This window comes from Klebsiella sp. Q2 (genome assembly GCF_009900705.1).
In the GTDB taxonomy this organism is placed as follows: domain Bacteria; phylum Pseudomonadota; class Gammaproteobacteria; order Enterobacterales; family Enterobacteriaceae; genus Klebsiella; species Klebsiella quasipneumoniae.
In genome coordinates this window covers 398,606-421,474 of the sequence record NZ_JAAABE010000001.1, presented here as the reverse complement: position 1 = coordinate 421,474, position 22,869 = coordinate 398,606, and the positions used below count along the sequence as shown (strand labels likewise).

Sequence of the window (22,869 nt, the reverse complement as noted above, 5' to 3'; positions counted from 1 at the left end):
GTGCAAACGTCCGTCGATTTATCTCAGATCCCACAGCCTGATATCGTCGAGGTGCCCGATTTTGAAACGGTGCTGGCTGATATCCGGGCGCTTATCGTGGCGGCCATGCCTGTGGAACTTCAGGCTTCTGTGTCTGCTGCGATGCTGCTGGAATCTGAACCGATGGCGGCACTGGCCCAAGCCTTCACCTATCGCGAGATCCATCTGCTGCAACGTATCAATGAAGCCGTGCGCGCGGTGCTGCTTTCGAGCGCCCTGGGGGCGGATCTCGATCAGGTCGCCGGGAATTTTGACACTGAACGCCTGCTGATTACCGAAGCCACCGACGAGACGGACGCAGTATATGAAAGCGACGAAGAGCTGCGCGGCCGCACGCTGCTCTCATGGGCTCGCCTGAGCACGGCGGGCGCCAGAAATGCCTATCACTATTTTGCGCGAGGTGCGGATGCGGATGTGCTCGATGTGCGCGCCTATGGCCCTGAAACCCATAACCAGGAAGGACGAGTTTTTCTCTACGTGCTGTCACGTACCGGAGATGGGACTGCCCCGCAGGCGCTGCTTGATAAAGTCCTGTCAGCGGTAAACCCGGAAGACGTGCGTCCGATTACGGATTATGTGGCTGATTATGTCCGCTCCGCTGTGATTGTGAGTTATCAGGTGGTTGCTGATATTTACGTCCCTTATGGCGTGGACACCGCCACGGTGCTGGAAAAAGCCACCGCAGCACTGAACGAATACACTGCCTCTGTGCATCTTATCAACGCCACCGCTGCACGGTCAGGCATAGACGGGGCGCTGCATCAGGACGGCGTTGTCACCGTCGATTTGCATTCACCCGTCGCCGACGTCGTTGCGACGATGGGCGAAGCCCCGCATTGCACCTCCGTTAAAATCAATCTTGTGGTGATGGACCATGACCGCTAATTATCCCGCCAGCATTCTGCCCCCCAACGCCACCGCCGTGGAGCGGGCCATCGACAGAGCCAGCGCCGCAGCGCTGGAAAGGTTGCCTGTATATCTGATCCGTTGGGTTAAAGATCCGGACAGTTGCCCGCTGGCGCTGCTGCCGTGGCTGGCGTGGGAATATCAGGTTGATACCTGGAATATTAACTGGTCAGAACAAAAGAAACGCGATGCGATCAAGCGCGCCCACTACATCCACCGCCATCGTGGTACGGTCGCCGCCGTCCGTCATGCCCTGGTGGACAGTCCTTTCGGGACGGATATTGTTGAATGGTTCAATCAGAACCCGAAAGGGGATCCGTATACCTTTCGCCTGAACGTGTATCAGAACGATTTGCCGGTGACGGAATACGACCAGCAGGATCTAAAACTGGCGGTGCTGCGCGCCAGGAATCTGCGCAGCTGGTTTTCCGTTCATGTATTTGGCCGACTTCAGGGAACCTCGTATGCGGCCGGTTACATGTACGCCACGGAGAAAATCACGCCGCGCTTTGTCCCGTTGCAGGTGGTTTTATCCCGCTACGAGCTGAATCTGGCCCCCGGTGACGCGGAAACGGTCACGGTGACAATTCTCCCCGAATACGCGGAAGATAAAACCTTTACGGTAACTACATCGGATCAAACAATCGCGACCGTCCGGATAGTAAACGGCGATATTCTGGTTACGGGCATGAAGCGAGGTACCTGTTCGGTCACCGTTACGACGACTAATGGCGTCAGTGCGGTGATAAGCATAAAAGTGGTCGCGGTAATGAAGTTCATTACCCGCATCGACAGTGCAACCAGGCCAATATTCTTTGCTCATATGGACGAGGGTTTCACGGTTGACTATGGCGACGGCATTGACAGCCGGGATTACCGTTTCGATCCCGCCAGTGAAGCTTCAGGTTGGGTTATTCCTACACGTGAATTAGTACAGGGAAAGGAATACACCATCACGGTTAAGAACACGGAAACTGCCTGTCTGCGCAGCCGTTTATCTAATTATTCTTCGAAACTGAACCCTGTTGTGGAATTGATTAGTGTTACAGGGGAAAGAGGTCATCTTTCAGGGTTCGCTTTGGATACCACCGGATTAATGGCTATTCGTCCCGGAGCATTTGACGATTTGCCAAACGTGAATAACTGCAAAAATATTTTTACCCACTGCTCGTCGCTTACAGGTATTCCGGCATCGTTGTTTTCTCGCATGAAGATAGAGGATTTTTCAGACGCATTCAGAGGGTGTACATCGCTTACAGAGGTTCCATCGGGGCTATTTGCAAACCAGCCCGATGCGATCGACTTCTCATCGGTATTTGCAGGCTGCACCAGCCTGATCAGTATCGGCAATAATCTGTTCCACAGCTGTGTATCTGCGGTGAATTTCAGTTACGCGTTTGATGGTTGCTCAATGCTTGCAAATATCGGCACGGGAATATTTACAGGATGCGGTTCAGCAGGGACATTCTCTTATAGCTTCAGGGCGTGTAAAAATCTTCTTGTCTTGCCTGCTGATATGTTTGCGGATGTTCCGGGCGGCGCATTCACCGGCGTATTCCAGAATTGCACGGCACTGACGGCAATTCCCGCCAACCTGTTTAAAACATGTTCTGAAGCGAATCATTTTGGCGGTGCATTCACTGGCTGTTCGCAGCTTCTTTCTGTTCCTGCCGGTCTGTTTGCTGGTCTGTCGAAAGTGACCTATTTCGGCACGGTCTTTTCTGGTTGCAGTTCGCTGAAAACGGTCGGCGCGGGTTTATTTGCCGGGTGCAGCCAGGCGCAGACATTCGCTTCTGCATTTTACAGCTGCCGCTCTCTTGAAACTGTAGCGAAAGATATTTTCAGCGGCTGCGTAGAGGTGACGACCTTTGCCAGTACGTTTTATGGGTGCAGCAGCCTGACGGCGCTCCCGTCTTTTACTGACTGCGCGAAAGTCACCACTTTCTCATACGCTTTTGCTAACTGTGGATCGCTCACGAAAATTGATGCAGATGCTTTTGCTGTTAAAGCGCTGGTCACGACATTCACATACGCTTTTGTAAACTGTACTTCGCTGGTTTCTGTGGGGGACGGCGCTTTTCGGGGATGTAGCGCGTTAACCAGCCTGGGCTATACGTTTTCAGGTTGCCGCTCTCTGGTTTCTCTCGCGGGAGATATGTTTGCCGGTTGCGCCAAAGTGACAGCCGTCGATTTCTTATTCGACAAGTGCTCCGCGCTGGTTGAACTGCCAAAAGAGCTATTCAGCGACATGGTGTCCTTGAAAGGCATGGGATCGACTTTCCGGGATTGTACTGCACTCATCTCGCTACCATCCGGCCTGCTTGATGGTTGCATCAATCTCACTTCGTTAACGCTGACATTCTCGGGCTGCACCTCACTGGCGTTATTGCCCGGCGATTTGCTGAAAAACAACATTCTTCTGTCCGGCGCCGGATCGACGTTTTACGGTTGCACCTCACTGGTAAATATTCCGCCGACGCTGTTCGCGTCCTGCTCGCTTATTACCTCGTTTGGCGCCACGTTCCAGAATACCGGCGTGGAGGAAATACCGGAAAACCTGTTCAGCGGCAACCCGCTGGTGACCTCTTACGGCCAGACTTTCAGGGGCTGTAAAAACCTGCGCTCAGTGCCAGCCGGTCTTTTTGCCGCCAGCATAAGTGCCACGGTATTCACGAATGTCTTTTCGGAATGCAGTGCGCTGGAAGTCGTCGGGGCGGGATTACTCAACACCACGGCGGTAACGACGGTGGGTTATCTGTTTGACGGCTGCGCGTCATTACACAGCGACGTTAACACGATATTTAATCTTGCGAGTTACCCGGAGATTGTCACCACAACGGCAATATTCAGGAGCTGCGCATTACTCGCCGGCAAAGGCCTGGTATTTATGGGCAAAGTGCCGAACGTCACCGCGCACTATTACGCGTTTTATGCCTGTGCGGGCCTGGACGATTACGACGATTTACCCGGCAACTGGATAACGAACAAACTATGAAAACATTCAATCAATTAAAAAGCCTGATCGACTTTTGTCAGACCGATGCGTTTTTCCTGGAACACCTGAACCGGCTTCAGATCGCTGGTGTGATTTATCTTGATGAAGGCGATATCGATGCTGACCGCAAGACCGTGAGTGATGATTTTTATGATCAACTTGCCAGCGTGTACGGCATTGAGCCAGAAACAAAAAGTGAGGAGGTATAATGGCCACGGGACTGACACTAACTACGGCGGGCGCCGCCGAAATCGAGGCCGCGTATCAGGCGGGGGAGGTGGTGGATATTACCTCCGTGCTGATCGGCGATGGTGGCGGCGTGACATTGCCGACCGATCCCGATGAGCTGGCGGCGGTGACGGCGCTTTTTGGACAGTTTGGCCGTGAAACCTTTGACTCTGATTCAAGCTATGAGGGGTTTATCAGCGGGCAGATCGTTATCAACTGTCAGGATTATCCGGGTAAAACGCTCAGAGAAGCGGGGCTGGTCAGCGCTAAGGGTACGCTCATCGCTTACGGCACATACCCGGCGACATACCTCCCGGCGCAATCGGATTCCATTATCAAAGAGATCATTCTGACGCTGGTGTTGACGCTGACGCACAGCTCAAATGTGCAGCTCGTTATCGATCCGACACTTGCCACTATCACGCTGGAAACGGGCGATAAACGTTATCTGCGGCGAGCACAAAATCTTGCTGATTTAAACGATACAGAAGAGGCCCGGGAAAATCTGGAGCTGGGAAACTCAGCCACGCGGGACGTGGGCACCGAGACGGGAACGGTAGCTGCGGGGGATGACTCGCGGATCACCGGTGCACTTCAGAAAGAAAATAATCTTTCCGATCTGAGCGATACATCCGAAGCCCTTAAGGCGCTGGGACTCAACAGCGACGGAGCGGCCTATAAGGCAATTGTTGACGCCATTTTTTATGTCGGAATTGTTGTCTCTGGCGAGCAAAGTCCAGCGGAGCGGTTCCCCTGGCAGACATGGACTGACTTAAGCGAAACCTTTGCGAATAGGGTTGTTAGGATTGGCTCTCATTATGGTGTGACCGGCGGCAGTAATAAGGTCAAAATTGAAGCCAATAATCTCCCGCCGCACTGGCACCGGTCTGGCGACCGATCTCCGGGGGCTACATGGGATCCAAACACGACACACGGCACAGATAACCAGAAAAGCGGTCCGCTAGCCCTCACTGATGGGACTTACACTGATATGAAGGGCTTAACGGAATCCACAAATGAGTCGATTGATGTGACTAACGAATATGTTAGCCTCTGCATGTGGATACGCTCAGCATAACAAAACACGGTCAGTAATGACCGTGTTTGCCGATATCTGCTAGTATCAGACATGTATCCTTACAAACTTAACCTGAAAGTTTTCACATATAGCACACAATAGAAAGTGACATTCTATGTTTTTTAATTAGTATAATAATAGAATTCAGCTAATACTATGCTTGCGGTTATCGAGTGATTTTATAATAATCAATATTATAAAATAAGATAGGCGCTCAATTGAGCGCCTATGATTTAAGCAAGATAAGGTCGATCTTTATTAACATCAAATAAGTTCAAAAAAAACGAATCTTCTATACGAGTATTAGAACCAATCTTCACATTTGTTGAATTATTACAGAAGAAATCGAAATGATATCTTGGATGTATTTTACCATTAACCCTTATTGGATCATCATCAAACCTAAAATATCCATGGTCTAATAATAGTAAGGCTGAAATTGCATCAGAGTAATGTATAGCTTGTTGCATGTCTCCATCAAAGTTATCACATAAATCAACAGCTATTGCCTCGTGAGAAAAGAATCCATTATCGCAAGTTGTAATAACATTCCTGCATCTAGAAATGAACTCGGCATTAACTGCTAATCCATAGGCGTCATAATTAAAGCTGATGTTTTCTTCAAACTCTATTACCTGAAAGGGAAGGTTCATTGTAAAAAAACCATCTGGTTTTCTTATAAGTATTCTTTTGTGAGTGCCAGTTGTTATTAGTAAATCAAAATCATTTGTTTTTTTATTCCATGAACTATGGCAAGTGTTCACGATTTCCGCAATCACAAGGAGGTTTTCTAAATTAGAAAACACATCTCTAACAGGGCGAAATTTATCAAAATATTCGCCGGGTATGTTATTGAATAGATATTGGCTCATTTTTTTCTATTCCTTTCATATTCTAGTCCAATCAGGCTCTTAATGTATTCTCCATCAACGTCATCATCATCTTCTGAAATCATTCTTTCAACCTTGTCAATTATTTTGGCAATTAATAAAGGTGATGCTCTCTTGTCTGAGCAATAGGCTTTTACTAGTTTAGGTATAGAAATAGACTCATCCAACACAATGAAATCTTTTTGATTTCTTATTTCTTCTTCAGAGGGTAGTCTTACATTCATGTAATTATTGTTATTTAGGAAATGTAAGCCTTCAAGAATAGTTGGCATCGATGGATTTTCTTTATCATCATTTAAAACTAGATGGCTTTCGAGAAATGACCGTGCCATCATAGTATAGAGTGCATTTCGGAAGTTTGATCTTTTAACCAGTTTCATGGCAAAACAAACTACAAAAGGGAACTCTAGACCTTTAGCGTTATTAATGTTCGAAATGAACAATTTACCATCTTGTTTGGCTTTTGTTTCATGTGAGATATTAGAATCCCAGCCAAGTTGTTGCTTAATTTTCAATTTTAGAGATTGAATGTAATCATATATATATCCACTGGAATCAAGGAATATAACAGCTATATCGCCTTCTGCTAAGGTAGGATTGCGGTGTTTAATATCTTTTATTATTTCAATTATTTTATCTGGTCCATTATCGGTCCTCTCCATTAAATGTAGAGTTGTGCTTTTATAATCTTTTGGAATATCTTCAAAGCGCCTTAGCGGATCTCTTGACAATTCAACTCTATTGCCTATTTTGTTGTATTTATAGCCACAAGAATCCCACTCAGCCTCTTTTAACCATCGTAGAACAGGCTCTTCATAAAGACCCATTCCCAAAGCATGTGAAAACATTAAATTTTTTGGATCTGTGCGATAACATTTTTTAAGAACGATATCGGCCCGATTTACATTATCATTTATAGGCATGAAAATATTTTGAAAAACATCTCCGGCAACGTACAGCTTTTTAGATGTTACCATTTCACAGAGATCAATGAAACTTTGCGGGAAATCTTGACTTTCATCGATAAAGATATAATCAAGAGCCTTTTTATCTGATCGTCCGCTATTATTTATATCTGCAATGGCTTTCTTGCAAAGGAAGTCAAAGTCTCCGTTTCCAAAACCACCAAATGGGATTTCATAAAAATGGCAAATGTATCTATACATTCCTGAGAGAGGATCTTTAGTCAAACCCCAAGAGTTGAAGCAAAAAAGTTTTGTGCCCCATTCAATCTGTTTTTCAACTCGCATAAAATCGAAAAATTCAGGAATCCTTGTTCTCATTGTAGATGCGAGGATTTTATTGAAACATGTAAAGGCAATTTTAGAATCCGGATTTTTAGAATAGATTTCTTTCAACTTATGTAATAATAACTCTGTTTTACCAGAACCAGCTAATCCCTGAATTACACTTTTTTTCCCAAATCCACTTTGGAAAACAAATCTTGTTTGATCGGTGTCAAATAAGATAATTTTAGACTTAATTGTATCTAACAGGTTACTCGCTTCCAGATTTATTCTAGAGGTATCATTAATACTTCCAACGATAAGTGAAATTATTAGGTCAATCACTCGACTTTCTTTAGTTTCAACTTCTAATTTACTGAAGTCAAGATCATCTATGGGAAGTGAAACGAATAGGCTTTGCCATGATTTTTTCCTACCAATTTTTTCTCTATATTTGAATTTCTCAGCTAAGAATGAAACATCCTCTAGAAAATCTTCCTGATATTCTTCAAATAATTCTAAATTGTTGCCAATATCTATGAAAAAAGGTTTTATTCCAGATGAAAATACAGCTATTGCCTTATCGTAATCATATATTACATCCTCATTAGATAATGGTCTGCAAAGAATGTATGTTTGTTTTTTGTGCTGCTCTGCATAATCATTGATAAGCACATCGATCCCAGAACTTTGAGCGAGTGCTAATGCATCTTGAGAGTAAAAGCAGTAGCTGGACATAAAATTTCCTTTTGAGTGATTTATATACGCATCATTGATAGGATTATAGGTATGCTGTGTTGTAAAATTATACCTTACGTATAGTGAAAAAAAAACATTAGATTCAATGCTACCTACTGAGTCCTTGAGTTTGATTCCTCTCGAAAGGACTTTCCAGACTAACTATTTTTAACATTAGTTGCATTTCTCCAACTTTTTTAGTTTTTCACCCCGCTTTGGTATGGAACTGTTGTAAGATTATGTTTGGCTTAGTGTTATACCTCTTTGCTATGGATGTATTAGGCCGAATCTTATCTAAGGCATGCATAAATGTTCTTGCTGCTGCTTAAGAAGTTTGGCCATCAAGCTTCACCTGGGCTTAATTCAACGCAGTTTCAACCCCATCCTTTATGGTTGCCATCAGCTCGCTGACAGAGGAACTTTGCAGCCGCTCCCGGATATCCTCATCAACCCTCTGCAACGAAAGCGTGAACTCAATTTTTTTCGCCTTACCATAGCGGTCAAACTCCTGATGCGTCTCCTGCAATCCTGTAATGACAAACATCCCGTAGATAGACCCGACACCATCAATCAGCGGCCAGGCCAGCCCTGTGTAGGCCATTGTTGAGACTGCACCCAACGACAGGTTACCGCCGGTGATTTCAGGGTACAGCAACCCCCCAAGCGTCAGCTGGTTCTCGCCTGCACCAATGTATTGCCATTTTGCGCTCCGGCCCACACGGTCATTCTTTACGTGCCGCCAGTTACGAGATAACTGTAATTGCTGATAGGGCAGTGTCCTGAGTTCAAATACAAAAAGCCCAAATACCATCATCATAGTTTTACCTCCAGTCAATCGCTATCCCGGAACGAACCCCGGGCAGCACGTTGTTGTTTATCCATCTCTGTACGGACAGCCTCCCCGACAAGTCGAGCCAGCTCGCGCGGATTGTCGCTCTTGATGCCATGCAAATGGACGTGAATCTCACCAGAAAAACCATCTGCCGGCACCGAAGCTGCCGGGCGCTTGATTTCATTTCGGCGGACTGCCTGCCAGGCGGGTGCCTGCTTAATCAATGGCTCTCCGGCAGCAATAACCGGACGAGCACTAACAGGTTGCCGAATAAGCCGAGATTCCTGCCATTCACCACGCACAGCAAAGGCTGGAGGGAGATTTTTAAATACAATGTCACCCGGCCCGATACGTTTGCGCTTTTCCTCATCTAAAAGGCCTTTGGTGTTATCCGCGATTTGGCCCAGCCGCCGCTCTGTTCCAGAGTTGCCCCCGAGCACATTGGGCGGCGGGGCGCTGCCTTTGCTTGCAGGCTTTTCAGATGACCATTGCCACTCCCTTTTAACCATGCGCCCGGATTTTTCATCCCATTCCCACATAACCGGAATAGCCCTGAGTCTGGCCGCTTCCAACCTGGCTCTTTCAATGCCATCGGGGATGAGATCGAGCTTCTCCAGTAACCAGCCGACGCCTTCCATTAACTTCTGAAGCGGCCAAAGCAGAACGCTAAGTGCGGTCCCCAGGACTTCGCCAAAAGTCTGCCCGGCGCTGGCGCATTTGTTTAGCGCCTCGCGACTCTCCTCAACGGGCGTTAATACTTTTTTAAACCAGTTCCAGACGTTTTTAACGCCATCCCCAATGGCACCGAAAACGGGCGCCAGCCTGGAAAATGCGTTATAAACAGGCGCTAACCCCTGGATGACGCCTGTAAAAAAACCGCTAAAGAAGGCCTTAATTGGTCCCCAGTATTTCCAGATCAGTACCCCAGCCGCTACAAACGCAGCACCCACTAAGCCGATTGGGCTCAATAGCATTGATAAGCCGCCACTCAGCGCCGCAATTCCGCCTTTCACAATGCCGAAGAGAGCAGGGATCCCGGTTAGCCGCAGTGCCAGCCCGCCAATGCTTTTTGACAGGGCGCCAATAGCAGTCACCGGAGAGGTAAAGGCGCCAAGTAACGCACCGCGCAGGGGTACCATCAATCTGGTTAATACGCCGAGGCGTCCGACCAGGCCGCTGAGTAAAGCACCCCATCCGTTAATTTTTACCAGTGAGCTACCGCCCGCAGCACTCAACATGCGGAACGCTGATACCGTACCTCCGATTCCTCTCCCGCCGGACAGAAGCGCAAACCCCAGTCTGAGCTTCGCTAGCGGCCCTAAAAGTAGACCAGCAGCTAATGACATACCGCCAATTACTGCGGTTAATGCCAGTGCAGTACCACCGGCGAGTAACAACGTTCGTGAAAGTCTGGGGTTTTCTTCTATCCAGCTTTGAATAGTGCCAATAACCCGGCTAAGCCCCTGTGTCAGCCTGCGTAATGGGCCGTCTACTGTCTCAGCCACAGAAATGCGGAACGCCTCCCACGCGCTGTCCAGCTCCTTCAAATCGCCGCCCAGGTTGTCTTTCTTCTTGTTAGCGACGGCGAAGGCCTCCTGATTTTTATGTGCTTCTGCAATTTGTTCATAGAGTGACTGGAGGTAGCCATCACCTGCGCCGTTGACCAAAGACTGGAGGCTCGTAAAACCCTCTTCTCCGGCGATATCTTTGAAAAATGAAACCTGATCCACCTCGCCAAAGCGGGAAACGCGTTTTTGTAGATCGAGAAGAATATCGAACGGACGTCTCATCTTTCCGCTCGCGTCGGCAGTTTCCACTCCCAGCTCTTTGAGCGCCTTTTTGGCTGCCGTAGTGGGGGAGGCCAGGCGGGAGAGGGAGCGACGCATTGCCGTACCGGCCTCGCTACCGCGAATACCCACGCGCGCCAGCGTGCCAGTCATGGCTGCGGCTTCTTCCAGGCTAATCCCAAGTCCCGCCGCTACCGGCCCGACAACTTTCATTGTCTCGCCGAGGCTGCTAAGCGTGGTATTGGTACGGGTAAATGTACCTGTCAGCACATCGCTGACGCGGTCCATTTCTCCGGCATCGAGGGAAAACTGAGAAAGAATGTTTGAGCCGATGTCTGCCGTTTCGCCCAGTTCCATGCTGCCTGCCAGCGCCATATTGAGCACGCCGGGCAGTGCGACACGGATAGCATCTGGCGTGAAGCCCGCCATTGCCAGAAAGGCCTGGCCGCTGGCGGCGTCACGTGTAGTGAAGGCGGTTTCAGCACCGAGTTTTTTTGCCTGAGCACGCAGGGCGGCTAGCTGTGAATCGCTTTTATCGAGCCGCGTCAGCGCCTGAACGTTTGACATTTCCTCATCAAAACCAACCGCAGGCGACAGGAAGCGTCCGGCGCCGTACCCGGCAGCGGTTGCTGTACCTAATGCTATGGCACCGCCAGAGCGCAACTTTCCGGCCATCTGCTGTGCACCCTCGTAACGTTTACTAGCCTGAGTGACCGCAGCAAGTTGCCGTTTTTCCCGTTCAAGGGATTGGTTGTATTGTTCTGTGCGGCGTATCGCGTTACCGATGGTGGCACTACTACCGGAAAGCATGACGCCATGCTGGCGCAGGGCTGATGCACTTTCACGAAGGCGGGCCACTTCCGTCACACGTTTTGCGGTCAACCGATCAAGCCGCTCACCCAGTCGCGACATCAGTATTTGCTGTTTTTCCGTCAGCGTTCCGTTTTTACGTTGTGCTTCTGACAAGCCATCAAAGCGGGCACGGGCACGTGAGATGGAACGGTCGGTTTTGCCGACGGCCGCGGTCATTCGCTGAAAAGTAGCACTGCTCTTATCGAGCCCTTTCAGGGTGGATTGTGTTTTTCTGAGGGAGTCGGATAGGCCGCCCGCACTCTGGCGGGCAGCATTAACGGGGCGGGTAAATCTGTCGATCGCGCTGAAAGCAACGCGTATATCAAGACTCTTCATCACTGGCACCACTTCGAAGCGCCGCCCGCTTGCGCCAGGCTATCACCTCGCCAAGATCCATGCCGAAAACTTCAGAGGGCGGCCAGTTAAAAATAACGGCAATATCAGCAACCAGATCGTCGATCTGGTCAAACGCAACGGTGATTACTCGCTCTCCGTCTCCGCCACGTTCGACGCTCCAGGCTCCGGCGGATTCAAGAAAGGGACCAGAAGCTCTGCCAGCCCGATAAAGTCCAGAGTGTGCATTTCGTTGATTTCTTTTTGTGTCAGCGCAGGCGCGGTGACTCGCGTCAACAGCGTGGCAATTGAGTCTGCATCCATATTGGCAACGCGGATAAGATTCAGGCCGCGCAGCGATCCTGCCTGACTGATGGCGCCGGTAATTTCCACCTGACCGATCTCACTGTCTTTACGAACTACCGGCTGCATCAGCGTGAACAGGTTTTTAGTTTTTTTAGCCATGTTTAAAATCTCCGGGCGGCATCTTCGCCACCCTCTGAAAGGTTATCAATTGCCCATGCCAAGGGCGGAGGTGATGCGGTCCGGGAACATGTTCTGACCGTTCTTTTTGTAGATGAAATTCAGCAGATCGATTTCGATAATGGGCTGATCATCAATGGAGAATTTGTAGTAGGTGGATTTAAAGGTGTAGCTTTCCTCCGTGTCTTCCCCCTGTTTTGAGTCTCCACCGTCGAGTTCAGTAAATCGCCCGCGCAGCTCCACCTCGACAAGCTGGCTTTCGCCATCAGTGAAATATTCACCCGCAAAGCGCAGCCGCGTGCCGTCAATTTCTGCCCCGTATTCGAGAAACAGTGCTTTGATGACACCACCAAATACAATGGTGGAATCCAGCGCTCCAGCCTCAAGGCCGAGATCAACACCGACCGCACCCAGCATGCCACCACCCTGATAGTCCTCTATCTTTCGTGACAGTTTGGGGCGAGTGAAAGAGGTCACTTTTCCCAGATAGTTGTCGCCGTTAACAAAGCAGCTAAAAAGCCGCAGTTTGTGAGGAATAGCCATTATTCACCCCCGAGCGACGCGAACGCCGGTTCGTAAAAATCATCAGTAAAGGTCTGGTATAGCGTCAGATCTTCAAGCGGTGGGACCGGGCTGTAGCTATAGCGCACAATCAGTTTTCCCTGGCGCAAATCCGTGGTGCCGTTGTCCAGCGTGTCATACCAGCAGTCAGCGCCGATAAGCTGGCCGGCAGTGACTTTTTTGCTGAGAGTAGAGCGGATGCCGCTTACCACATCTTTCACGTTGGCCGGAGTGAGCGGGCTGTCAACAGAGGTAAATTGCGCCTCCGCAATACTGTCCGCCAGGATCTGCGCGGTACGGGTAAACACCTCAAAAGTGTAGGTTTCGGTGTCCGTGGTGCGGTTACCCCAGAAGCGGAAACCGTCACGCTTGATAAGCGTCGTGATTTCGTTGTTGTTCAGCTCGTTAGCGTCGCTGTCTTCTGCCTGCAATGCCCAGAACACATCTTTCGAAATACCCAGAACGTTATTCACCACAACATTCGACAGCGATTTGTGCCAGCCCTGGCTGTTATCAATAGCGGCGCGCAGGCCGCAGGCGTAAGCCGGGGCGGGAAACGTTTCGTTATCATCCGTCAGGGGGTTGTAAGCGATAAAGTCCGGCCAGATCAGCATCAGCTCGCGGTATGCGAAGGTTTTGCGATAAGCGATAGCCTCCGCCATGGTCGCGCAGCCGTTGCAACCGGCATAAACAAAAGCCCGCAGATTCTGGGCAATCACGCAAAGTTGTGACGTCACTTCCTCGGTGTCGTAGTCCGGCACCGCCAGGATGCGCGGCCGATAGCCGGTTTTGGCTTCCGCTGTCAGCAGGGCATATATTCCCGTGTAGCTGTCGCCATCTGTTCCGCCAATAACGGCCTGAGACTGGCTGGGGCCGTTACCGGAAGCCTCTTCCACCCGGACAATCACAACACGCGGACTGCACTGATCGGAAATGGCTTTGAGGGTTTTGTAAAGTGACCCGGTTTTACCTGCCTTGCCGAGGACGTTACGCACCCGTGTCAGCAGAACCGGCGTATTGAGCGGGAAGGTTTCCGGATCGGCGTCATCAGCAACAGCAACAATACCGATTACACTGGAATCAATGTCATTGATTGCCTGCTGTAGGTCGGTATTTTCGCGAGAGCGGACGCCGTGAAAACGAGTTTCAGACATAAGTTCACCATCATGTTGCTCTTTGAGTTCAGGGCCATATTCAACGTTAAGTCTGCTGGCGTCGCCTGGTTGCCGGTCTGCCCGTTCGCTGACAACAAAAAGGGATTCAGCCCCGCGCGCGGGCATGGAATCATCAGCATAAAACGGGGGAGTTATGTCGATAGCAGACACGCTGACAACAGCAGCCGAAGCGTATGTAGAAAAATTAAGTGAGGTCGTAAAGACACCGGATTTTAGTATCACGCTGGGTGGGGTTGCCCTGACCGAACTGGCCGACCGCATCACCTCGTTATCTGTTACAGATAACAACGGTTTTGATGCTGACCAGCTAACCCTGTCAGTAGATGACTCTGACGGGGTAACAGATTTACCCCCACGTGGTGCGGAGCTGGCGGTGTCCATCGGCTGGCTGGGTGAGGCGTTGATTTACAAAGGTCTCTACACCGTTGACGAGGTGGGGCATAGCGGGCCGCCGGATGTTATCGACATCACCGCGCACAGCGCTGATTTTCGCGAAGAGATGAACGTCAGGCGGGAGGTGTCCTGGCATGATTTGACGGTAGAGCGGGTGGTATCGGCCATTGCCCGGCGCTATGACCTGAAGCCGATGATTAGCGAGGCCCTGATCGACATTGAGATCGACCATGCGGATCAGACCGAAGAGAGCGACATGTCGTTTTTAACGCGCATGGCGGAGATGTTGGGGGCCATTGCCACCGTGAAAAATGGCTGTCTGCTGTTTATCCTGCCTGGGGGCGGCGTTAGTGCATCTGGTAGGGCGCTGCCATCGGCTGAGATAACCCGTGCCAGCGGAGATCGTCACAGGTTCCGCATTGCCGATCGCGATGCTTACACCGGCGTGCGGGCGTACTGGCTGGATCTTAATTTCGGCAAGAAAAAACCGGTCAAGGTCACTAAGCGCAAAACAAATACTGCCAGAAAAAAGGCTGAGGAGAAAAGCAGCCGGCCGGAGGGGGATTACATGGAGGGCGCTGAAGGTAACGTGTATGTTTTGCGTAAAACCTATCAGAACGAAACGGCGGCCAGGCGCGCAGCTGCGGCAAAATGGATACAACTCCAGAAAGGCGCGGCACAGTTTTCGATAACCCTGGCGCGCGGCCGCGCCGATTTATATCCGGGTATGCATCTGACCGTGTCGGGCTTTAAGCCTGAAATTGATACTCAGGATTGGATCATTGCCAGAGCGGAACATGTGATCGGTGATAACGGATTTACCACGAAAATGGAGCTTGAGGCGAAAATAAGCGACTGGATTGCAGAAACTGAACAGTAGCGGCCATAATAGCCGTGAGTTCAACTCCCTATGGGAGATCATCATGTTTGTTTGTCCCTACTGCGGCGCAAACGCCCGCACCCGCACCAGCCGCCGGTTAAGCGAGTTCACCATCCGGCAATATCATCAATGCCAGAATCTTGAATGCAGCGAGTCATTCACGACACTTAACACCTTAGAGCGCAGAGTAACGAAGCGCTCAACCAGCGCAGATCCTTTGCCTCCTGGATTTATCCCCGGCGACGCTTTCCCGGCTTCTCATTACGGGAACAGTCAACTTAGTCTTGCGGTATAAAAATAGCCCCCTGTAAAGGGGGCTATTCTTGTCAATGTGGTCGATATGTGGACACTTTTGAAATAAATCCTTTTATTTCAATTTATTAAATCCCAAAAAAAAGCCCCGTCGGGGGCGACGGGGAAAAACTCATTGATTATGGAATGATCTGTTCTCTGGTCAGTTCGAGAACAGGGGCTACTCTACGGGGGAAAAGTGCAGGCAAGATGGAGAAACCATGGAGATTCAGGCTAAAATCCCCGGGAATTGGAGAAAGGGAGAAAAGATGAAAAAGTTACTGGCTATTTTGCCCCTGGCGCTGGCCGGCTGTGCCCAGCCGCAGCCCACCGCGCCGACGAAAACCATCGGCATGCCCAATCCCGCGGCGGTCTACTGCCAGCAATCCGGCGGCACCCGGGTGCCGGTGCAAACGCCGCAGGGCGTCAGCACCCAGTGCAAGCTGCCCAGCGGCGAAACCCTCGATGAGTGGGCGCTATGGCGCCGGGACCATCCGGCTAAATCGTAACCGGCAGGGCCGCCAGCCAGGCGGCCAGCACCCGGGCATGATTCTGCTCGGTGTTCTTCGCGGCGTACAGCAGCGTCAGCGTCTGGCGCTGCGCCAGCGCCGCCAGCCGCAGGCCCGAGTCGCGATGGGCGTCGAGCTCCTGACGATAGTGCTGGCTGAAGTGGTCGAAATCGATCGCCTCGCCGTGAAAGGCTTTCCGCAGCTCAGCGGACGGCGTTAACTCTTTACACCACTCATCACAGGCCAGCGCCTCTTTTTTAATCCCCCGCGGCCAGAGACGGTCGACCAGCACCCGGTAGCCGTCGCTGCTTTCCTGCGGATCGTACACCCGTTTACATTGAATCATCATCCTGCTCCCTCTGTGCCATCCAGGCGAGCAACTGCGGGATCTGCCCGTCGGAAAACACCGTGATGCCGTGGGCGCGCAGCAGCTCGGCGGCCACGCCGGCGCCCGCTTTGCGCCGCCCGCGAAAGGAACCGTCATAGATAAACTGGCTGCCGCAGGTGGGGCTGCCGTCGGTGAGTAACGCCGCCTGACAGCCCGCTTCCCGGGCGGCGCTGAGCGCCAGCCAGGCGGCCAGCTGATAATGTCCCGTGACGTCGCGGCCGTCGCTTTCCACGATCCGCGCCCGCCCGGCAAGCACATCGCCGCCGGCGCCGCCGACGATCTCCGCCGGCAGGCGGGGCGTCGGCAGACCGGCCGCCAGCTCCGGGCAGTGGATCACCAGACGATCCGCCTGCTGCCAGCGGGACAGGGTCGCCGCCAGCTGCGCTTTCTCGCTACCGTTATATCGCACCTGGAATCCCATCAGGCAGGCGCTGACCAAAAGCTTACTTTTCATCCTCTCTCCCTTTTGCGCTTGCTCCAGTATACCTCACCCGCCGGCCACGGCGGTGGGGTGAAAATAAGGATTGTGTTCCACAGAGGGGATCGCTATCCTGACGTGCCTTGTGCTGCTCGTCTCGTCCAGACATAAGGAACCTGCTATGAAAACCCCTTTACGCCTCGCCCTTGTCGGCGATTATCACCCCGATATTGTTGCCCATCAGGCCATTCCCCTGGCAATAGACGATGCTGCCGCCGTGCTGGAGCAGCCGGTGAAATATGACTGGCTCGCCACCCCGTCGATCGCCTCCGGCGACGCGCTGGCGGAGTACGATGCCGTCTGGGTCGTTCCCGGCAGCCCGTATCGTCACCCGGAAGGCGCGTTTACCGCTATCCGCTATGCCCGTGAAAACAGCATTCCTTTCCTCGGCACCTGCGGCGGCTTTCAGCACGCGGTGATTGAATACGCCCGTAACGTGCTCGGCTGGCAGGATGCCGGTCATGCAGAAACCGACAGCGAAGGGCGGATGGTGATCGCGCCCCTCAGCTGCTCGCTGGTGGAGGCTTCTGCCGTCGTCGAGCTGCGGGCGAATACGCTGATTGCCCGCGCCTATGGTCGGGAGAGCATTGAAGAGGGCTACCACTGCCGCTACGGTGTGGACAGCGCGTTTGCCGCGGAGCTGGAGCAGGGCGATCTGCGCGTCACCGGCTGGGATGAAGAGGGTGAGATCCGCGCCGTCGAGCTGGTGACGCACCCGTTTTTTGTCGCCACCTTGTTCCAGCATGAGCGCCACGCGCTGGACGGGCGTCCTGCGCCGCTGGTGCAGGCGTTGCTGCGCGCCGCGGCACAATAACCCTACCGGCAGCGCCCGCTGCCGGTCATCTTCAGGGATGAATCTCCCGGTCGCGCCCGGCGAGGGCGCCGCAGATCGCCATCACCAGCGAAATCAGCGCCACCGCCAGCAGCGGAATATGCCAGTCGCCATTGGCATCGTGGATCCTGCCCATCAGCGGCGGCCCGCAGGCGGCCAGCAGATAGCCGACGCTCTGCGCCATCCCCGACAGCGCCGCGGCCTGGTGCGCCGAGCTGGCGCGCAGGCCGATAAACGTCAGGCCGAGGATCATCGTGGCTCCGGAGCCAAAGCCGAACAGCAGCGTCCAGCCGATCGCCAGCCCTGGCAGTAGCCACAGCCCGGCGGCGCTGATGGCGCACATCAGGGCGACCAGCACCGCGATCCCGCGCTGGTCGCGCAGCCGATGCAGGATCAGCGGTATCGCCAGGCCGGGCGCAGCGGTCGCCAGCTGCAGCAGGCCATGCAGCGAGCCGGCCTGCGCTTCGCTATAGCCCATACTCTGCAGAATCGACGGCAGCCAGCCGATAATCACGTAATAGACCAGCGAGTTGATGCCGAGGAACAGCGTCACCTGCCAGGCCAGCGCCGACCGCCAGATCCCCCGGTTATGCATGGCGCCTGAGCCGGTCAGCGGGGCCTCCGCTTGACGCCGGGACTGCGGCAGCCAGCTGAGGAGCGCCAGCAGCGGAAAGATCATCAGCAGCAGCAGCGCCCCGCGCCAGCCGAATCCGGCCATCGCCACGGGGACCACCAGCGCCGAGCCTAGCGCCGCTGCGCCGCCCATCGTCAGGGAATAGGCGCCGGTCATCCGCGCGACATGCTGCGAGAAATCCCGTTTAATCAGCCCGGGCAGCAGCACGTTTCCCAGCGCAATGCCGCAACCGATCACCGCCGTGCCGATAAACAGCCATGCAGCGGAGGGCAGGGAGCGCAGGGCAATGCCGGCGCAGATCAGCAGCATCGCCAGCAACAGGCTGCGCTCCATGCCGAACCGGCGGGCAACCCCTGCCGCCAGCGGCGAGACAAGGCCAAAGGCCAGCAGCGGCAGGGTGGTGAGCAGCCCGGTCTGCGCGGTGGTCAGGCCATAGTCGCTACGAATCGCGTCCAGCAGCGGCGCCGCGCCGGTAAAGACCACGCGCAGGGTGGTGGCGATGAGCAGGATACCGGCAATCAGCAGCGCGGAGCGGCGGCCGGTGGAGGAGGTCACAGAAGACATATCATTCTCAAAGTAACTAAAGAGGGGGGTTACGATAGCGACTTTGTCCTCTGTTTAAATCAAGCTAAAATGACAGATTATCGCTAATATCGGACAACATGATGATCGGACTGGGTCTGGATGGTTATGAACCGGACAGTGGCCACGAATCGGCCATTGCCTTTCGTATTCGGGTGGTGGAGGCGGAGCAGTATATTCCGGCGCATTCCCACCGTAAGGGGCAGCTGATCCTCGCCCTGCACGGCGCCTTAACCTGCGAGGTGGAGAACGCGATGTGGATGGTGCCGCCGCAGTATGCGGTGTGGGTCCCGGGGCAGCTTTCCCACAGTAACCGCGCCACCCCCGGCGCCCAGGTGTGCTTCCTGTTCATCGAGCCGGGCGCCGCGCCGATGCCGGACCGCTGCTGTACGTTAAAGATTTCCCCGCTGGTGCGGGAGCTGATCCTCGCCCTGGCGGAACGCGGCGGGGAGTCGCTGGCCGCCCCCGCCACGGCCCGGCTGGTGCAGGTTCTGTTTGATGAGCTGCCCCGTCAGCCGCAGGAGCACCTGCAGCTGCCGGTATCGAACCACCCGAAAATTCGCCAGATGGTGACGATGATGGCTGAGGATCCGGCGCGCTGGCAGACCCTGAACCAGTGGGCGGCGGAGTTCGCGATGAGCGAGCGCAATCTGGCGCGGCTGGTGGTGCGTGAAACGGGGCTGAGCTTTCGCCGCTGGCGCCATCAGCTGCAGCTGATCCTTGCACTGCAGCAGCTGATCCGCGGGCAGACGGTACAGCAGACGGCCCAGGCGCTGGGCTACGATTCCACCACCGCCTTCATCACCATGTTTAAGAAAGGGCTTGGGCAGACGCCGGGCCGCTATCACGGCAGCCTGGCTACGACTTCCCAATAAACAGCGAGATGATCCCGGCGGCAATCAGCGGCCCGACCGGGACGCCGCGAAACAGGGCGACGCCGAGCACCGTACCGACCAACAGCCCGGCCACCAGATGCGGCTGGGAGCCCATCAGCGAGACGCCGCGTCCGCCAAGCCACGAGACAAACACCCCGACCGCAATCGCCAGCAGCGATTTCCAGTTCATAAAGGAGTGGATCAGCGTCGATGGCGGCAGCGTGCCGCTGGCGATGGGCGCCATCACGCCGATAGTCAGAATGATGATCCCGACGGTCAGGCCCTGCTTCTCAATCCAGGGAAAGAAGGCGTTCAGCGGCGTGACGCGCACGATAATCAGCACGAGGATGGAGATTGCTACGGTGGTGTTATGACTGATAAAGCCGAGCGCCGCCAGACCCAGCAGGATCAACAGGGTGGTATCAAACATGTACAGAGGTCCTTGCCAAAAAAAGAATGCCAAAAAATATCCCGCTGACTCTACGCATCGTGGCGTGAATAAACAGGATTTTTACGCCATGCGGCGGAAATCAGGGCCGATGCCCGGTTAGCTAAGACGGCGAAAGGTCGCGATCTCCGGTCGGGCGATATGTAAATAGTCTTCGGTATCGAGAATGATCGATCGGTCCAGGCGCCCGGCGTTAAAGGCGATTTGTGGGAAGCGCTCAAACAGCAGCGGGTCGGCCACCAGCCGCAGCGCCGGATGGAAACTGAAGGGGGGAATGGCGCCGAACGCGCAGGCGGTGAGCGCTTCCACTTCCGCCGGGCTGGCCAGCGAGGCTTTGCTGCCGCCGATATGCCGGGCCAGGCTGGCGAGGTCGGCCTGCCGATCGGCGGCGAGGATCGCCAGCACATGCTGGTTGACGCCGTTTCCTTTGACTTTACAGACTAACGCTTTCGCGCCCTGGCCAAGCGCGGTGCCGCGGATCGCCGAGACGGCTTCGCACTGGCCGACCGCCTCGTGCGCCATCACCCGATAGCGCGCCTGATGTTCGTCGAGCAGCGCGCACAGCCGCTGATGGATATTACCTTCTACTGCTTCAAGCATAGCGTCCTCCTGACTTCATAAAGCAGCCAGCTTAGCGCTGTTGCGCCGGCCTGCCAACGGTGGGCCGGCAAATTCACTATTCACTCATTATTGCTTCACAGTGCTGTGGTGCAATCCCGCAGGGCTGGATGAGTTTTGTAAATAAAAAAAAGAATGATTTTCATTTTCAATCGAACTTTTTTTATTTCGCTCAGTCTCTATCGGACGACACAGAATATTAATGATTGCCGTAATGAGGTTAGGATGATGCACGATGCAACCATGCAGGGCTCCCCACGCAAGAAGTTTAATAAAATAAGGGAGCTCAACAGACGGCGAAATTACTTTACTAAGAAAGTACGTAATGCCCTGCGGGTGGGCGTGGCGAAAGCGCTCTGGGATCGCCGACGCCGTCAGCCGGTGGATTTGTCGTCCGCGAAAACCGTCTTACTGATGCGCAATGAGGGGGCGGTCGGCGATGTGGTGGTGGATTCCGCGCTGGTGAAATGCCTGCATCAGTCAGGCTATATCGTTGATTTCCTGCTGACGACCTCTAATAGCCAGGTGATGCGTTATAACCCGCGGATCCGCTATATTTATGAAGCTGACCCGGTTACGTCAGCCGATTTTTTGCGAAAATTTAATCATAACGTTCCCCGCGATGTTATTAATGAACTGGCTAATAATAAGTACGATATTATTATTGACCCTTCGCTGTTCGATATTCCCGTGCATCGCCTGCGGCTTTTCCGACAAATAAAAGCGAAATCGGTGCTCGGGTTTAATAAATGGCCGTCGATTAAGCATTACTCCCACTCTTTTGATTTTGACTGCCAGCGCTGGCACGTGACGAAAACGTTCGAGTTGATCGCCGATTATCTCAAACTGGACACCCGCGGGCTGGACGCTTACGACCTGGCGGTGCCCGGGCCGATTATGCAGGAGGTGGCGCAGTATCTGGCATCGCTGAGCAGAAAAGCGGTAGTGATTAATATTTTTGCCGGCCATGGCGACCGCAGTCTCTCGCAGACGCAGTTGGCCGAACTGCTCGACAAGCTGCTGGCTCGCCATCCGGGGATCGCGGTTATTCTGCTCGATCACCGGCGTGAGATCCGCATCCCGCTGCCGCCGGAGGTGGTGATTAACCCATTTAACACGTTACACCATGCGATGGCGCTGATCGCCCTGGCGGAGCTGATTATCTCCCCGGACACCTCGGTGGTGCACATGGCAGCGGCGTGGAACAAACCGCTGATCGCGGTCTACAAGGACGTTCTGCTTAATAATCGGCTGTGGGCCCCGGGCTATGACAACGCCAGGCAGATCATCGTTAAATGTGGGAAGGTGCATCAGCATCGCGAGCTGGTGGATAGAATTATAGCGGCGCTACCGGAGACGCTGTGAGGCGATGAGGGGAGACAGGTAGGGCTCACCTGCTGGCCGTATGCAAGAGCCAGCAGGTGAGCGAAGGTTGCATTGCCAGTCTGCAACCGCCGCTATTGTACTGTTGCCCGTGGCTCTGCCACATCCGGGAAAGCTCTTAAAGAGGGGGGGCGCCGCGACTAACGGGCGGCATTACTCTTCAGTGAGCCACATGTCCGCCTCTTCAAACATCTCCTGCACCGTGCGGCTGATCAGCTCTTTTTCATGCTTGCTGGCGTCGGTGTTGATCGCCGGCAGCGTCATCATCGGCTTCACGCGCACTTCCGCCTCCGGGAAAATGCGCTGCATGCGTTTGGTCAGCTCGTTAAGAATGGTCTCTCTGGCGCCCGGCAGCCCGGCAAAATTGCGCTTGTCATAAATCAGTTCCACAAACATCTTCTGTCCTCTGTATGCTGATCGCGGGCGTTAGTTTTA

The 22,869-nt window shown here is 53.3% G+C and carries 24 protein-coding genes and 1 pseudogene; 10 read left to right on the top strand and 15 right to left on the bottom strand.

Going from position 1 to position 22,869, the window contains the following annotated elements; translation table 11 throughout:
- Genes GT756_RS02200 through GT756_RS02185 form a run of 4 tightly spaced genes read left to right on the top strand, consistent with a single transcriptional unit; the run spans position 1 to position 5,246 of the window.
- The gene (locus GT756_RS02200) at positions 1-924 is read left to right on the top strand and encodes a baseplate J/gp47 family protein (RefSeq protein WP_009486480.1); all 924 of its coding nucleotides are present in this window, start codon (positions 1-3) and stop codon (positions 922-924) included.
- Positions 914-3,940: a phage tail protein I gene (locus GT756_RS02195; protein ID WP_009486479.1), complete on the top strand. Its 3,027-nt coding sequence runs from the start codon at positions 914-916 to the stop codon at positions 3,938-3,940. The genes GT756_RS02200 and GT756_RS02195 overlap by 11 nt, the downstream gene beginning before the upstream one ends.
- Complete coding sequence (locus GT756_RS02190; protein ID WP_009486478.1) at positions 3,937-4,149, top strand: hypothetical protein; 213 nt, start codon at positions 3,937-3,939, stop codon at positions 4,147-4,149. Before GT756_RS02195 ends, GT756_RS02190 begins: the two co-directional genes overlap by 4 nt.
- Positions 4,149-5,246, top strand: a complete 1,098-nt coding sequence (locus tag GT756_RS02185; protein ID WP_009486477.1) for a phage tail protein — start codon at positions 4,149-4,151, stop codon at positions 5,244-5,246. Before GT756_RS02190 ends, GT756_RS02185 begins: the two co-directional genes overlap by 1 nt.
- 233 nt (positions 5,247-5,479) lie before the next feature.
- Here the strand turns inward: GT756_RS02185 and GT756_RS02180 are convergent, their stop codons facing one another.
- The 8 genes from GT756_RS02180 to GT756_RS02145 all read right to left on the bottom strand — a co-directional run bounded on the left by GT756_RS02180 (position 5,480) and on the right by GT756_RS02145 (position 14,102).
- Positions 5,480-6,118, bottom strand: a complete 639-nt coding sequence (locus GT756_RS02180) for a hypothetical protein (RefSeq protein ID WP_009486476.1) — start codon at positions 6,116-6,118, stop codon at positions 5,480-5,482.
- Entirely contained in the window at positions 6,115-8,100 is a 1,986-nt protein-coding gene (locus GT756_RS02175; protein ID WP_009486475.1) for a DEAD/DEAH box helicase, read from the bottom strand. The genes GT756_RS02180 and GT756_RS02175 overlap by 4 nt, the downstream gene beginning before the upstream one ends.
- A 358-nt stretch (positions 8,101-8,458) precedes the next feature.
- Positions 8,459-8,917 (bottom strand): phage tail protein, encoded by a 459-nt coding sequence (locus tag GT756_RS02170; protein WP_009486474.1) that lies wholly within the window; start codon positions 8,915-8,917, stop codon positions 8,459-8,461.
- Positions 8,918-8,931: 14 nt separating this feature from the next.
- Positions 8,932-11,907 (bottom strand): phage tail tape measure protein, encoded by a 2,976-nt coding sequence (locus GT756_RS02165; protein ID WP_160124538.1) that lies wholly within the window; start codon positions 11,905-11,907, stop codon positions 8,932-8,934.
- Positions 11,894-12,052 carry a GpE family phage tail protein gene (locus GT756_RS02160; protein ID WP_032440702.1) on the bottom strand — a complete coding sequence of 53 codons (159 nt, stop codon included), beginning with the start codon at positions 12,050-12,052 and terminating at the stop codon, positions 11,894-11,896. The genes GT756_RS02165 and GT756_RS02160 overlap by 14 nt, the downstream gene beginning before the upstream one ends.
- The gene (locus tag GT756_RS02155; protein WP_004131585.1) at positions 12,052-12,369 is read right to left on the bottom strand and encodes a hypothetical protein; all 318 of its coding nucleotides are present in this window, start codon (positions 12,367-12,369) and stop codon (positions 12,052-12,054) included. Before GT756_RS02155 ends, GT756_RS02160 begins: the two co-directional genes overlap by 1 nt.
- A gap of 45 nt (positions 12,370-12,414) precedes the next feature.
- Positions 12,415-12,930: a phage major tail tube protein gene (locus tag GT756_RS02150; protein ID WP_009486472.1), complete on the bottom strand. Its 516-nt coding sequence runs from the start codon at positions 12,928-12,930 to the stop codon at positions 12,415-12,417.
- Complete coding sequence (locus tag GT756_RS02145) at positions 12,930-14,102, bottom strand: phage tail sheath family protein (RefSeq protein ID WP_020316960.1); 1,173 nt, start codon at positions 14,100-14,102, stop codon at positions 12,930-12,932. Before GT756_RS02145 ends, GT756_RS02150 begins: the two co-directional genes overlap by 1 nt.
- Before the next feature lie 154 nt (positions 14,103-14,256).
- On the opposite strand from GT756_RS02145, the gene GT756_RS02140 reads away from it, so the two are divergent.
- The 3 genes from GT756_RS02140 to GT756_RS02130 all read left to right on the top strand — a co-directional run bounded on the left by GT756_RS02140 (position 14,257) and on the right by GT756_RS02130 (position 16,196).
- Positions 14,257-15,396 carry a phage late control D family protein gene (locus GT756_RS02140; RefSeq protein ID WP_048290474.1) on the top strand — a complete coding sequence of 380 codons (1,140 nt, stop codon included), beginning with the start codon at positions 14,257-14,259 and terminating at the stop codon, positions 15,394-15,396.
- A gap of 43 nt (positions 15,397-15,439) precedes the next feature.
- Positions 15,440-15,691, top strand: coding sequence for an ogr/Delta-like zinc finger family protein (locus tag GT756_RS02135; RefSeq protein WP_050849575.1), 252 nt, complete (start codon positions 15,440-15,442; stop codon positions 15,689-15,691).
- A 265-nt stretch (positions 15,692-15,956) separates the two neighbouring features.
- A complete protein-coding gene (locus tag GT756_RS02130) occupies positions 15,957-16,196 on the top strand; it encodes a DUF333 domain-containing protein (RefSeq protein WP_004203736.1) in 240 nt (79 codons plus the stop codon).
- Here GT756_RS02130 and GT756_RS02125 read toward each other — a convergent pair.
- Positions 16,186-16,524 (bottom strand): DUF488 domain-containing protein, encoded by a 339-nt coding sequence (locus tag GT756_RS02125; protein ID WP_074194091.1) that lies wholly within the window; start codon positions 16,522-16,524, stop codon positions 16,186-16,188. The genes GT756_RS02130 and GT756_RS02125 overlap by 11 nt on opposite strands.
- Before the next feature lie 4 nt (positions 16,525-16,528).
- Entirely contained in the window at positions 16,529-17,038 is a 510-nt protein-coding gene (locus GT756_RS02120) for a DUF523 domain-containing protein (protein ID WP_130938872.1), read from the bottom strand.
- 145 nt (positions 17,039-17,183) lie between these two features.
- Here GT756_RS02120 and GT756_RS02115 point away from each other — a divergent pair, with 145 nt between their 5' ends.
- Positions 17,184-17,876: a CTP synthase gene (locus GT756_RS02115; RefSeq protein WP_004203741.1), complete on the top strand. Its 693-nt coding sequence runs from the start codon at positions 17,184-17,186 to the stop codon at positions 17,874-17,876.
- Positions 17,877-17,907: 31 nt separating this feature from the next.
- Here GT756_RS02115 and GT756_RS02110 read toward each other — a convergent pair whose 3' ends face one another.
- On the bottom strand, positions 17,908-19,083 hold the full coding sequence (locus GT756_RS02110; RefSeq protein ID WP_072140547.1) for a CynX/NimT family MFS transporter: 1,176 nt from the start codon (positions 19,081-19,083) through the stop codon (positions 17,908-17,910).
- A 107-nt stretch (positions 19,084-19,190) separates the two neighbouring features.
- Between GT756_RS02110 and GT756_RS02105 the strand changes: the two genes are divergently transcribed.
- Positions 19,191-19,985: a helix-turn-helix domain-containing protein gene (locus GT756_RS02105; RefSeq protein WP_072500731.1), complete on the top strand. Its 795-nt coding sequence runs from the start codon at positions 19,191-19,193 to the stop codon at positions 19,983-19,985.
- Here GT756_RS02105 and GT756_RS02100 read toward each other — a convergent pair.
- The 3 genes and pseudogenes from GT756_RS02100 to GT756_RS26090 all read right to left on the bottom strand — a co-directional run bounded on the left by GT756_RS02100 (position 19,969) and on the right by GT756_RS26090 (position 21,285).
- Complete coding sequence (locus tag GT756_RS02100) at positions 19,969-20,415, bottom strand: DUF441 domain-containing protein (RefSeq protein ID WP_004203746.1); 447 nt, start codon at positions 20,413-20,415, stop codon at positions 19,969-19,971. The genes GT756_RS02105 and GT756_RS02100 overlap by 17 nt on opposite strands.
- A 117-nt stretch (positions 20,416-20,532) precedes the next feature.
- Positions 20,533-21,033, bottom strand: a complete 501-nt coding sequence (locus GT756_RS02095; protein ID WP_004203748.1) for a YbaK/prolyl-tRNA synthetase associated domain-containing protein — start codon at positions 21,031-21,033, stop codon at positions 20,533-20,535.
- A 95-nt stretch (positions 21,034-21,128) separates the two neighbouring features.
- Positions 21,129-21,285, bottom strand: a pseudogene (locus GT756_RS26090) (hypothetical protein).
- On the opposite strand from GT756_RS26090, the gene GT756_RS02090 reads away from it, so the two are divergent.
- Positions 21,280-22,416, top strand: coding sequence for a glycosyltransferase family 9 protein (locus GT756_RS02090; RefSeq protein ID WP_162921974.1), 1,137 nt, complete (start codon positions 21,280-21,282; stop codon positions 22,414-22,416). The pseudogene GT756_RS26090 and the gene GT756_RS02090 sit on opposite strands and share 6 nt — an antisense overlap.
- 171 nt (positions 22,417-22,587) lie before the next feature.
- Here the strand turns inward: GT756_RS02090 and GT756_RS02085 are convergent, their stop codons facing one another.
- Positions 22,588-22,830 carry a DinI family protein gene (locus tag GT756_RS02085; RefSeq protein ID WP_004203750.1) on the bottom strand — a complete coding sequence of 81 codons (243 nt, stop codon included), beginning with the start codon at positions 22,828-22,830 and terminating at the stop codon, positions 22,588-22,590.
- Positions 22,831-22,869 lie beyond the last annotated feature (39 nt).